The organism is Streptomyces sp. NPDC107538 (assembly GCF_055657445.1).
Genome location: NZ_JBVKAY010000006.1, coordinates 666466 through 678912 on the forward strand (window position 1 = coordinate 666466; position 12447 = coordinate 678912).

Below are 12447 nucleotides of genomic sequence, written 5' to 3' on the forward strand. Positions count from 1 at the left end.
AACATTCACACGGAGAAAGCGTGAAGACCTTTGTCGATCTGTGATGTTGAGCCACGTGCTGGTGAACTCAGGGCTCCTGCCGCAGCCTCCGCCACACCGCCTTGGCCGCGTTGTGCCCGGACATGCCGTGCACACCGGGGCCCGGCGGGGTCGCCGAGGAGCAGATGAAGACGGCCGGGTGCGGGGTGCCGTAGGGGAAGAGCGAGAGCTTGGGGCGGAGCAGCAGCTGCAGTCCGGAGGCCGCGCCGCAGGCGATGTCACCGCCCACGTAGTTGGCGTTGTGCGCGGCCAATTCGGGCGGGCCGGCGGTGGCGCGGGCGAGGACGCGGTCGCGGAACCCCGGGGCGAACCGCTCCAGTTGGAGTTCGACCGCGTCCGTCAGGTCGCCCGTCCAGCCGTTCGGGACATGGCCGTACGCCCAGAAGACATGCTTGCCCTCGGGGGCCCGGCCGGGGTCGACCAGGCTGGGCTGCACGGTGATCAGGAACGGCGCGTCGGGCGCCCGGCCCTGCCGGGAGGCCGCGTCGAGTGCCACGCCGATCTCGGCCCTGCTCGCGCCGACCTGGACGGTCCCGGCGCGGCGGGCCTCCTCGGCGGTCCACGGCACGGGGCCGTCGAGCGCGTAGTCGAGCTTGAAGACGCTCGCGCCGTAGCGGTACGACGCGTAGTGGCTGCCGAAGCCGGCGATGCGGGCCAGCGCGGTGGGTGAGGTGTCGAAGACGTAGGCGCGGGCGGGCGGGAGGTCGTCGAGGCGCTTGACCTCGTAGTCGGTGTGGACGGTGCCGCCGAGGTCCTCCAGATAGGCGGCGAGCGCGTCGGAGATGGCCTGGGAGCCGCCCCGGGCGACCGGCCAGCCGGCGGCGTGCGCGGCCAGCGCGAAGACCAGGCCGACGGCGCCGGTGGCGAGGCCGCCGAGCGGGGCGATGACATGGGCGACGAGCCCGGCGAACAGCGCCTGGGCCTTCTCGTCCTTGAAGCGGCGCATCAGCCAGGTCGACGGCGGCAGCCCCACGAGGCCGAACCGGGCGAGGGTGACCGGGTCGCGGGGCAGCGCGGACAGCGGCAGGGACATGAAGTCCCGGACGAGCGTGTCCCACTTGGGCAGGAACGGCTCGACCAGCCTGCGGTAGGCGCCCGCGTCACGCGGCCCGAACGAGGCGGCCGTCTCCGCCACCGAGCGCGACAGCACGGCCGCCGAGCCGTCGAGGAAGGGGTGTGCCATCGGCAGCTCGGCGTGCAGCCACTCCAGGCCGTACCGGTGGAGCGGCATCGCCCTGAACGCGGGTGAGTTGACGCCCAGTGGGTGGGCGGCCGAGCAGGGGTCGTGGTGGAAGCCGGGCAGGGTCAGCTCCGCGGTGCGGGCGCCCCCTCCCACGGTGTCCTTCGCCTCGAACACGGCCACGGAGAATCCGCGGCGGGCCAGCTCCACGGCAGCCGTCAGGCCGTTCGGCCCCGCCCCCACCACCACCGCGTCGAGCATCGACGGCACGTCCGGACCCCTTCGTCAGCCGCTGGCCAAGCACGCCCGGCGGATTCCCCACCCGCCGACAGCCCTGCGCTCAGGATATGCCCGCCCACCGACAGCCCCGGGCAAGGGTGCCTCCCACCACCGGACGCGCCGATTCCACTCCACCCGCCGCCCGGGGCGGGGCGTGACGGGGCGCGAGAGGGAAAAGCCGCAGCGGCCGCCCGAGCCGGCCCGGCAAGCCCCGTCGTCACCCGGCCGGTCGGCCGAGCGCCCGCACCACTCGATCCTGCCCGGCACCCGCTGCGACACCTGGCCGGCGGGCCGAGCGCTCGCGCCGCATGAGCCGTCCGGCAAGAGCCCTCGTCAGCCGGTCGGGCGAGTCCCGGCCCCTGCCCCGCTCCCCGGACTGTCCCTGCCCCGCTCCCCGGACTGTCCCCGCCCCGGCCCCCATGCCAGCGCCGGCCGTCGTCCTCGGCCGGTTTCAGGCCCCGCCCGACAGCAGCCCCGCCACCCGCCGGGCCGTGGCCGCGTCCCGGGCCGTGGTGAAGGGGAGGGCGTTGCCCCCGGTGATGCGGAAGGGCTCGCCGGTCAGGGTGAGGTGGGCGCCGCCCGCCTCCTCGACGAGCAGGAGACCGGCCGCGTGGTCCCAGGCCGCCTCCCAGCTGAAGGCGGTCGCGTCCAACCGGCCCCGGGCGATGGCGAGATACTCCAGCCCGGCCGAACCGCAGGCGCGCGGCTCCACCCCGTCCGTCCAGAGGCCGAGCAGGGCCTGCTTCTGCTCCTCCGTGGTGTAGTCCGGGTGGGAGGTGGCGATGTCGAGGTCACGGCCGGGGTCGGGTGAACCGGCGCGCAGGGGCTCGCCGTCGAGCGTGGCCCCCTGGCCGCGTATCGCCACGGCGAGCCGGTCGAGGGCGGGCGCGTAGGTCCAGGAGGCGCGCAGAACCCCGCCCTGGGCGAGGGCGACGAGGGTGCAGAAGCCGGGCTCGCCCCGCACGAACTGCCGGGTGCCGTCCACCGGGTCGACGATCCACACCGGCGCGTCGCCCTGGATCGCCTCGTACGACGCCGGGTCGGCGTGCACCGCCTCCTCGCCGACCACGACCGAGCCGGGCAGCAGCGCGGCGAGTGCCTCCGTCAGATACAGCTCGGCCTTGCGGTCGGCGTCGGTCACCAGGTCGTGCGGGCCGCTCTTCTGGTCGACCTCGTGGTCGGCGAGCTGCCGGAAGCGCGGCATGATCTCCGTGGCGGCGGCCTTGCGGATCGCTTCCTCGACGTCCGAGGCGTGCCGGGCGAGAAACTCGTCGATGGTTTCGTTGTCTTCGATCATGTCTCCATGACAGCACGCGCCACTGACAATCCCCACCCGTTCGGTGTATTCGGCATGGAATCGCCGTGAATACCCGGGGTCACCCCATTCCCCCTCACCGGCCGACCGCGTACCCCTGCATCCCCCGCGGATTCGCCGCCGCCGACAGCACCCCGGTCTCCGGGTCCCGGGCGACCGCGCACAGCCTGCCCTCGGACCAGGCCTCGCCGAGGACGACGTCATGGCCGCGCCGCCGCAGCTCGGCGACGACCTCGGACGGCATCCGGGACTCGACGGTGACGCTGCCGGGCCGCATGCCGCGCGGGTAGAAGGAGCCGGGGAAGCTGTCGTTGTGCCAGTTCGGGGCGTCGATCGCGCCCTGGAGGTCGAGACCGCCGCGTACCCGGGGGCGGAGGGCGACGGCGAGGAAGAAGTGCAGCTGCCACTGGTCCTGCTGGTCGCCGCCGGGGGTGCCGAAGGCCATGACGGGCACGCCGTCGCGCAGCGCCAGCGACGGGGTGAGCGTGGTGCGCGGACGGCGGCCGGGGGTGAGGGAGTTGGGCAGCCCCTCGTCCAGCCAGGCCATCTGCAGCCGGGTGCCGAGCGGGAAGCCCAGCTCGGGCACCACCGGGTTGGACTGCAGCCAGCCGCCGCTGGGCGTGGCCGCGACCATGTTGCCCCAGCGGTCGACGATGTCGAGATGGCAGGTGTCGCCCCGGGTGTGCCCGTCCGCCGCGACCTCGGGCTCGCCCGGCACCGGCGACCGAGGCCCCTTGGCGACGGTCGGCTCACCGACGCCCATGGGGCTGAACCCCGGCTCGTCGGTGGCCACCACGCGCGCGTGCGCGCTCAGTCGCGGGGCGCGGCCCCCAGGAGCGCCCGGCAGCAGCTCGTGCGACGCCTTGTCACCGACGAGGCCGCGCCGCGCCGCGTTGTACGCGTCGGACAGCAGCTCGTCGAGCGGCACGGGCGCGGCGTCCCCGTACCAGGCCTCCCGGTCGGCCATGGCGAGCTTGCAGCCCTCGATCAGGAGGTGCACGTACTCGGCGGACCCGTACGCGGGCAGGTCGGGCGGTAGCAGGGCGAGTTGCTGGAGGAGGACCGGGCCCTGGCTCCAGGGGCCCGCCTTGCACAGGGTCCAGCCGTTCCAGTCGTACGTCGCCGGGGCCTCGTAGGACGCGGACCAGCCGGCGAGGTCGGCCGGGGTGAGCGTCCCGGTGTGCCGTTCGCCGCTGGTGTCGAGGGTGGGCCGGCCGGCCTGCCGGACGAGGGCCTCGGCGATGAACCCGGAGCGCCACACCTCCCGCGCCGCCTCGATCCGGGCCGCACGGTCCCCGGCCCCCTCGGTCTCGGCGAGCAGCCGCCGCCAGGTCGCCGCCAGTGCCGGGTTGCGGAACAGCTCGCCGGGGCGGGGCGCCCGCCCGTCCGGCAGGTACACCTCCGCCGAGGACGGCCACTCCCGTTCGAAGAGGTCACGCACGGACTCGACCGTCGCCCCCACGTTCTCCACGGGCGCGTGTCCGTCCTCCGCGTACCCGATGGCGTACTTCAGGACGTCGGCCAGGTCCTTGGTGCCGTGGTCGCGGAGCAGGAGCATCCAGGCGTCGAAGGCGCCCGGCACGGCGGCGGCCAACGGCCCGGTGCCGGGGACGAGTTCCAGACCGAGCCCCCGGTAGTGCGCGGCCGACGCCCCGGCGGGCGCGACACCCTGCCCGCACAGCACCCGCACATCGCCTCCCGCAGGCGCGAGGATGATCGGCACCTCACCGGCGGGCCCGTTGAGGTGCGGTTCCACGACATGCAGCACGAAGCCCGCCGCCACGGCCGCGTCGAACGCGTTGCCGCCGTCCTCCAGCACCGCCATCGCCGACTGCGAGGCGAGCCAGTGCGTGGAGGACACCATGCCGAAGGTCCCCTGGAGCGTCGGTCGAGTGGTGAACACGGGTGAACTCCTCACAGCACGACGGGCGTCCACTGATCGTACGCAGCGCTTCGGCGGGCCACCTGGGTCAGCCCTCGGCGGACCGCCGTCCCACCGTCAGCACATGCCCGCTCGCGCCCAGCAAAGACGGCTCCGACTCGATCCGCCCGGTCGCCGCCAGCACCGCCTCGCGGCGCTCGGGGTCGTCGAGCCACTCCTCCACGCCGCCCATCAGCCAGGCGACGCCCTCGACGCCGTACTGCCCCTCGGGCGCGAGCCCCGCCTCGGCGAACTCACCGGGCACCTCGGCCGGATCGGCGAAGTAGGCGGTGGTGAAGTCCGGGTTCTCCGGGGAGTGCCGGTGCCTGCCGTCGGCCGAGACGGCGTCGGTGCGCTCGCGGCGCTCCGGGATGAAGTACTTCCCTTGTCTGAGCATGTCGTTGAGCGCCGCGAAGCGGTTGATCGTGGCCGCGACCACGAGTCCGCCCGGCCGCACGGCCCGGCGCGCCTCGGCCAACGCCCTTACGCGGTCCGGGTGTTCGGGCAGATGGTAGAGCGGCCCGAGCAACAGCACGGCGTCGTACGCGCCGTCCTCGGCCGGCAGCGCGCGGGCGTCCCCGAGCCGGGCGGTGACCCCGGACAGCGCCCCGGAGCGCTCCACGTGCATCGGCACCGGATCGACGACCTCGACCTCGTAGCCGTCCTCCCCCGCGAGCCACTCGGCGTGGATCCCGGTGCCGCCGCCGACGTCCAGCACGCGCGCGGGGGCGTCCGGCAGCAGCCTCCGCAGGATGTCCTGGGTCCGCCAGAACTCCAGCCGTCCGGCGCCTTCCCGAAGACGGGTGTTCTCCCCGCCGCGCTCGTAGTAGGCGAGGATCTCGGCAGGGAGGGGAGGGAGCGCGGGTTCGGTGACTTCCGGTAACCGGTTCATGGGTCAAGGCTGCTGATCACGAGGAGGGGGCGGCAACCGGTTTTCGACCCGCCTCCTCGACTCAGAACTCCGAGGTGTCGAGCTCCACTTCGAACGGCTCGGGCAGCGGAACGGGGGTGCCGAACGGCAGCGGCCCCCTGACCTCGGTGTAGCCGAGTCGGCCGGGACTGGCGTAGAGGGTGGTGGAGCGCTCCTGGCGGTCGACGAGGAGGTAGAGCGGGGCGCCGAACTCCGCGTAGCGCTTGCGCTTGACGATGCGGTCCGTGTCGCCGTTGGATTCCGACGTGACCTCGACGATCAGCAGCGTCTGGTCAGGCACCAGGGCATCCGTGCCCTTGGCGAGTTCTTTCGGTACGACGGCCAGATCCGGCACGTACCAGTTGCTCGTACCAGGCAGATCCAGGTTTCCGGACCCCGCACGACAGCCCAGCTTGCGCAGCATCGGTCCCAACTGCTCACGGATCAGATCCGCCACGTTCTCGTGATCCCAAGACGGCACGACTTGCTGGATGACCCCCTCCACGATCTGCGCACGGTCACCTTCGATGTGCTGGATCGCATATTTGAGCGCTGTTTCGGGGTCGGCCACGGCGTAGGAATGCGGCTGAGTGCTCATCGATTTCTCCGTCGGACGTCGTGCCTGCAGCATGACCACTTTCACTGTTGTACGGCAATCCGCCTCCGAAGCCGCACGCCTTCTCGCGATCATCACCCCAACCAGTGAACCCGGGCCCCTGTCACCACGTATACACAGAGCGAGTTCGCACTTTCGTCCCACAGATTGTCATGTGACACTGACGTACCCACCGCCCGGCGGTACCGCCGCCTCGACCCCGAGAAGTGCGCTGTGCGTGATCTCCCTCTGCCGCTCGCCCTCACCGTGCGACTGATGCCGGTCGTCGTACTCGCCACCGCGGGCTGGGCGATGTCGTCCGGTCCGCTGTCGTCGAGCCCGGCCAAGGAGGACTCCGTGCAGGACACGGCGTCGGGGCCCGTCTCGACCGACTCGTCCGCGCCGTCGACGGCGACGCAGACGAAGGCGTACACGAAGGCGCCCTCGCCCTGCTCCGGCGTCTCGGAGAAAACGGTCAAATCCCTTGTCCCAGGCGCGAAGACGGCCGGCAAGGAGATCGCGTCGACGAACGAGTCCGTGCGCCGCACCTGCTCCTGGAACGCGCTCAAGGGCTTCGACTACCGCTGGCTGGACGTCTCGTACGAGATTCAGCAATCGGACGACAAGGCCGAAAGCACCTATAAGACGCGCACCACGGAGAAGAGCGGCGGCGGGGCCGTCCCCGGTCTCGGTGACGCGGCCTACTCCGTGGTGAACCTCACCACGGAGGACAAGCAGCAGACCCGCGAGGGCGTCGTGTACGTCCGGATGTCCAACGCCCTGGTGGTCGTCACCTACAACGGCAGCGACTTCGAGTCACAGAAGGCGCCCGGCACGGACGAGATCAACAAGGGTGCCATCAAGGCCGCGAAAGAGGCGGCGGCCGTGCTGGAGGACGCCCAGTAGGGGTGCGTCTCCCCGGCACGGCCACCGCCGCTTCGGTCCTGGCCGGCCACCGTCAGCCGGACACCTTCCCCATCAGGCGGACACCTTCTCCGCCCGCACCTCCCCCTGTATCTTCTTCCGCTCCCCGGCCATCAGCGCCACGTACAGCAGCATCGACGCACCCAGGCCCACCGCCCAGCCGTAGTCGGCGAGCGGCTTGAGGAACGGGATCATGCCGTCGTGCGGGAAGGGCCCGGAGGACACACCGTCCTCGGAGACGGTCGAGTACGAGCCGCCGACCGCGAGGACACCGCCGACCACGAAGGCCGCTATCGCCCGCCAGTTCCAGCCGGACGCGTACCAGTAGCGCCCGCCGGGCGTGTACAGGTCCGCGAGGTGCAGCACGGTACGGCGGACGATCCAGTAGTCGGCGATGAGGATGCCGGCGACCGTGCCGAGCAGCCCGCCGACCACCCCGAGCCAGGTGAAGATGTAGAACTCGGGCGTGGAGATCAGCTTCCACGGGAAGATCAGGACACCGACGACACCCGTGATGAGCGCGCCCGTACGGAAGTTGATGAGCCTCGGCGCGAGGTTCGCCAGGTCGTACGCCGGTGAGACCACGTTCGCCGCGATGTTCACGGAGATGGTGGCGACCAGCACGGTGATCAGGGCGAAGAGGAGCCCGAAGACGTTGTCGGCCTTGGCGGCGAGCGTGACCGGGTCCCAGATGGCCTCGCCGTAGACGACCTCGGAGCCGGAGGTGACCAGCACGGCGAGGATCGCGAAGAGCGTCATCGTGGTCGGCAGGCCGAGGGACTGCCCCCAGGTCTGCGCCTTCTGACTGGCTCCGAAACGGGTGAAGTCAGGGATGTTCAGGGACAAAGTCGCCCAGAAGCCGATCATTCCCATCAGGGACGGGAAGAAGACCGGCCAGAAGTCCGGCCCCCAGCCGAGCTTGGACGGCTGGTCGAGCAGCGCGCCGAAGCCGTCGGCCTCGACCGCGATCCAGATCAGCAGCACCAGCGCGCCGACGATCACGAACGGGGCGGCCCAGTTCTCGAAGTGCCGCAGGAAGTCCATACCGCGGTAGATGATCGCTATCTGCAGCGCCCAGAAGAGGATGAAGCAGAGCCACAGCGGCCAGGGGTTGCCCGCGATCTTCCCCGCGTTCTCCCACTCACCGCCGGTGAGCTTGGAGCCGAGGGCGAATATGCCGGAGCCGCCGATCCAGGTCTGGATGCCGAACCAGCCGCAGGCCACGGCCGCCCGGATCATCGCCGGGATGTTGGCGCCGCGCAGCCCGAACGAGGCACGGGCGAGCACCGGGAACGGGATGCCGTACTTGGGGCCGGCGTGCCCGGTGGCCAGCATCGGCAGCAGCACGATGACGTTGGCCAGGGCGATGGTGAAGACGGCCTGCTTCCAGTCCATGCCGAGGGCGACCAGCCCGGAGGCCAGGGTCCAGCTGGGGATGCAGTGGGCCATCGAGATCCACAGCGCCGCGAAGTTGTACGTCGTCCACTTGCGCTCGGAGACGGGTACGGGGCGCAGGTCCTCGTTGGCGAACGGACTGTCGGCGGGGAAGGCCTCGGGGGCCAGCTCGATCCGGCCGGACGGGTCGGCGGTCTGAGCTGTCGGCGACCCCGAGGAAGCTATGTCGGTCATGGGCAGGCCAATCAGGGGAGGTGGGACGGGGGAGAAAGGCCGTGCGGAGGCCTTGGGCCCCTCCCCGGGGACGGCCGGGGAGGGAGACAAGGTGTGGGGGGTTGAGGGGAAGCGGGGGGCGGGGGTCAGCCCCCGTTGACCGCCGGGATGACCGTCGAGCCGTACACGTCGATCACCCTTTCCTGTGCGTCGTGCATGTCGTAGACGGCGAACTGGTCCACGCCGAGCGCCCGCAGCGCGTTCAGTTTCTCGATGTGCATGGCGGGGGTGCCGATGACGCAGAAGCGGTCCACGATCTCGTCGGGCACGAACTGGGTGTCGGGGTTGTCGGCGCGCCCGTGGTGCGAGTAGTCGTACCCCTCGCGGGCCTTGATGTAGTCCGTCAGCTCCTCCGGTACGGCCGCGGAGTGCTCGCCGTACTTGGACACCAGGTCGGCGACATGGTTGCCGACCATCCCGCCGAACCAGCGGCACTGCTCGCGGGCGTGGGCCAGCGCCTCGGGCGAGTCGTCCTCGGTGACGTACGCGGGGGCGGCCACGCAGATCTTCACCTCGGACGGGTCGCGCCCGGCGGCGACGGCCGCGTCCTTGACCGCCTTGACCATGTACTCGGTGAGGTACAGGTCGGACAGCTGGAGGATGAAGCCGTCGGCCTCCTCACCGGTCATCTTCAACGCCTTGGGGCCGTACGCGGCCATCCAGACGGGGAGTTCGGCGCCCTCCTTGATCCAGGGGAAGCTGATGACCGTACCGCCGAGATCGGCCTCTCCCCCGCTGCCCAGCGAGCGGATGACCTTCATCGCCTCGCTGATCCGGGCCAGGGTGTTGGGCTTGCGGCCGGCGACGCGCATCGCCGAGTCACCGCGGCCGATGCCGCAGACCGTGCGGTTGCCGAACATGTCGTTGAGGGTGGCGAAGGTCGAGGCGGTGACCTCCCAGGTGCGGGTGCCCGGGTTGGTGACCATCGGGCCGACCGTCAGTTTCGTCGTACTGGAGAGGATCTGGCTGTAGATGACGAACGGCTCCTGCCACAGCACGGCGGAGTCGAAGGTCCAGCCGTGGGTGAAGCCGTTGTTCTCGGCACGCTTCATCAGCTCGATGACGCGCGAGGCCGGCGGGTCCGTCTGGAGGACGAGTCCGAAGTCCATCTGCTCCGCTCCTAGGTGAGGTACTGACAGGTGGAGCGGGGGGTGTACGTGCCGTGCCCGGCGTGCCCGGTGTACTCCCGCTCGGTGATGACGAGTTCGCCGCGCGAGAGGACCGTCTCGACCCGGCCGGTGGTGCGCTTGCCCTCGTACGCCGAGTAGTCGACGTTCATGTGGTGCGTCTCGGCGGACATGACCTGCTCGGCGTGCGGGTCGTAGATGACGATGTCGGCGTCCGCGCCCGGCGCGATGGTGCCCTTCTTCGGGTACATGCCGAACATGCGGGCCGGGGTCGCGCAGGCGATCTCGATCCAGCGGCGGCGCGAGATGTGCCCGTCGACGACCGCCTGGTGGAGGAGGTCCATCCGGTTCTCCACGCCCGGGAGGCCGTTGGGGATCTTGGAGAAGTCGCCGCGGCCCAGTTCCTTCTGGCCGACGAAGCAGAACGGGCAGTGGTCGGTGGAGACCACCTGGAGGTCGTTGGTGCGCAGGCCCTGCCACAGCTTGGCCTGGTGTTCGCGGGGCCGCAGGGGCGTGCTGCACACGTACTTGGAGCCCTCGAAGTCCGGCTCGGCGAGGTTGTCGGTGGAGAGGAACAGATACTGCGGGCACGTCTCGCCGAAGACCGGGAGCCCCTCGTCACGCGCGCGCGCCAGTTCGGCCACTGCCTCCATGGCCGAGACGTGCACGACGTACAGGGGGGCGCCGGCGACCTGGGCGAGCTTGATGGCGCGGTGGGTGGCCTCGGCCTCCAGCAGGGCCTTGCGGACCTCGCCGTGGTAGCGGGGGTCGGTCTCGCCGCGGGCCAGGGCCTGTTCGACCAGGACGTCGATGGCGATGCCGTTCTCCGCGTGCATCATGATCAGGCCGCCGTTCTCGGCGGAGCGCTGCATGGCGCGCAGGATCTGGCCGTCGTCGCTGTAGAAGACGCCCGGGTAGGCCATGAACTGCTTGAAGGAGGTGACGCCCTCCTGCACCAGCAGGTCCATCTCCTTGAGCGTGTCCTGGTTCACGTCCGACACGATCATGTGGAAGCCGTAGTCGATCGCGCAGTTGCCCTCCGCCTTGGCGTGCCAGGCGTCGAGGCCCTCGCGGAGGGTGTGGCCGACGCTCTGTACGGCGAAGTCGACGATCGTGGTGGTACCGCCCCAGGCGGCGGCGCGGGTGCCGGTCTCGAAGGTGTCGGAGGCGGAGGTGCCGCCGAAGGGGAGTTCCATGTGGGTGTGGGCGTCGACGCCGCCCGGGATGACGTATTTGCCGGTGGCGTCGAGGGTGCGGTCGGCGGTCCAGCCCTCCGCGGTGGTCGTGCCGCTCGCCGCGAGCGCGACTACACGGCCGTCTTCGATCAGGACGTCTGCGTGCAACTCGTCTGAGGCTGTGATGACGAGACCGCCGCGGATTACGGTACGGCCGCTCATTGGGTCACGCTCCGTTCGGTTGTCGGGACAGTGCCGGTCGTTCGTGGCTGGTCGCGCAGTTCCCCGCGCCCCTTCAGGGCGCGGGGGTGTTGGACCTCGCTGCTTACGGCGCCGTCAGCGGGCCGTACGCGTCCGGGCGGCGGTCGCGGAAGAACTGCCAGCGGTCGCGGACCTCGCGGAGCTTGGCGAGGTCCAGGTCGCGGACGACGAGTTCGGTCTCCTTGTCGCTGGCGACCTCGCCGACGAACTGGGCCTCGGGGTCCACGAAGTAGGAGGTGCCGTAGAAGTCGTTGTCGCCGAGTTCCTCGACGCCGACCCGGTTGATGGCGCCGATGAAGTACTCGTTGGCGACGGCCGACGCCGGCTGCTCCAACTGCCAGAGGTAGCGGGAGAGGCCGCGCGAGGTGGCCGAGGGGTTGAAGACGATCTCGGCGCCGCCGAGGCCGAGGGCCCGCCAGCCCTCCGGGAAGTGCCGGTCGTAGCAGATGTAGACGCCGATCTTCCCCACGGCGGTGTCGAAGACCGGCCAGCCCGCGTTGCCGGGACGGAAGTAGAACTTCTCCCAGAAGCCGGGGACTTGGGGGATGTGGTGCTTGCGGTACTTGCCGAGGTACTTGCCGTCCGCGTCGATCACGGCGGCGGTGTTGTAGAGGACACCGGGCTGTTCCTCCTCGTACATCGGCAGGACGAGGACGAGGCCCAGCTCCTTGGCGAGCGCCTGGAAGCGCTTGACGATCGGGCCGTCGGGGATCGCTTCCGCGTACTCGTAGAACGCCTTGTCCTGGACCTGGCAGAAGTAGGGCCCGTAGAACAGCTCCTGGAAGCACAGCACTTGAGCACCCTGGGCGGCCGCGTCGCGGGCCGCCTGCTCGTGGACCTGGATCATGGACTCCTTGTCGCCGGTCCAGGCCGTCTGGAAGATGGCTGCGCGGATGACTCTGCTCATCGGGACCTCCGGTCACTCGGTGTGCTGGGGCGAGCGTCGGAAGGCCCGTCGTCCGCCCGAAGGGCGGGCCCTGCGTCGTCCGGTGCGTGCTCTCGGCGTGCCGGGCACAAGACCTCGTACTGGATGTACTTGGGCTTGGGCCCGGT

At 70.8% G+C, this 12447-nt stretch carries 10 protein-coding genes; 1 reads left to right on the forward strand and 9 read right to left on the reverse strand.

Translation table 11 applies throughout. The features are described 5' to 3' along the window. Positions 1-67: 67 nt before the first annotated feature. The 5 genes from ACZ7MG_RS24550 to ACZ7MG_RS24570 all read right to left on the reverse strand — a co-directional run bounded on the left by ACZ7MG_RS24550 (position 68) and on the right by ACZ7MG_RS24570 (position 6242). Positions 68-1480 carry a phytoene desaturase family protein gene (locus ACZ7MG_RS24550; protein ID WP_471384016.1) on the reverse strand — a complete coding sequence of 471 codons (1413 nt, stop codon included), beginning with the start codon at positions 1478-1480 and terminating at the stop codon, positions 68-70. Between the two features lie 469 nt (positions 1481-1949). Beyond that, complete coding sequence (locus ACZ7MG_RS24555) at positions 1950-2795, reverse strand: inositol monophosphatase family protein (RefSeq protein WP_471383473.1); 846 nt, start codon at positions 2793-2795, stop codon at positions 1950-1952. 94 nt (positions 2796-2889) lie between these two features. Beyond that, entirely contained in the window at positions 2890-4716 is a 1827-nt protein-coding gene (locus ACZ7MG_RS24560) for a gamma-glutamyltransferase family protein (RefSeq protein WP_471383475.1), read from the reverse strand. A 67-nt stretch (positions 4717-4783) separates the two neighbouring features. Further along, complete coding sequence (locus ACZ7MG_RS24565) at positions 4784-5626, reverse strand: class I SAM-dependent methyltransferase (RefSeq protein ID WP_471383478.1); 843 nt, start codon at positions 5624-5626, stop codon at positions 4784-4786. A 61-nt stretch (positions 5627-5687) separates the two neighbouring features. Continuing rightward, entirely contained in the window at positions 5688-6242 is a 555-nt protein-coding gene (locus tag ACZ7MG_RS24570) for a Uma2 family endonuclease (RefSeq protein WP_471383481.1), read from the reverse strand. A gap of 231 nt (positions 6243-6473) precedes the next feature. Between ACZ7MG_RS24570 and ACZ7MG_RS24575 the strand changes: the two genes are divergently transcribed. After that, positions 6474-7145 carry a hypothetical protein gene (locus ACZ7MG_RS24575; RefSeq protein ID WP_471383484.1) on the forward strand — a complete coding sequence of 224 codons (672 nt, stop codon included), beginning with the start codon at positions 6474-6476 and terminating at the stop codon, positions 7143-7145. A 72-nt stretch (positions 7146-7217) separates the two neighbouring features. Here ACZ7MG_RS24575 and ACZ7MG_RS24580 read toward each other — a convergent pair whose 3' ends face one another. The 4 genes from ACZ7MG_RS24580 to ACZ7MG_RS24595 all read right to left on the reverse strand — a co-directional run bounded on the left by ACZ7MG_RS24580 (position 7218) and on the right by ACZ7MG_RS24595 (position 12301). Beyond that, positions 7218-8792, reverse strand: a complete 1575-nt coding sequence (locus ACZ7MG_RS24580; protein WP_471383486.1) for an NCS1 family nucleobase:cation symporter-1 — start codon at positions 8790-8792, stop codon at positions 7218-7220. 125 nt (positions 8793-8917) lie between these two features. Further along, on the reverse strand, positions 8918-9940 hold the full coding sequence (locus ACZ7MG_RS24585; RefSeq protein ID WP_471383488.1) for a TIGR03842 family LLM class F420-dependent oxidoreductase: 1023 nt from the start codon (positions 9938-9940) through the stop codon (positions 8918-8920). A gap of 11 nt (positions 9941-9951) precedes the next feature. Further along, positions 9952-11355 (reverse strand): dihydropyrimidinase, encoded by a 1404-nt coding sequence (gene hydA / locus ACZ7MG_RS24590; RefSeq protein ID WP_471383491.1) that lies wholly within the window; start codon positions 11353-11355, stop codon positions 9952-9954. A 103-nt stretch (positions 11356-11458) separates the two neighbouring features. After that, a complete protein-coding gene (locus tag ACZ7MG_RS24595) occupies positions 11459-12301 on the reverse strand; it encodes a nitrilase-related carbon-nitrogen hydrolase (RefSeq protein ID WP_471383494.1) in 843 nt (280 codons plus the stop codon). Positions 12302-12447: the final 146 nt, after the last annotated feature.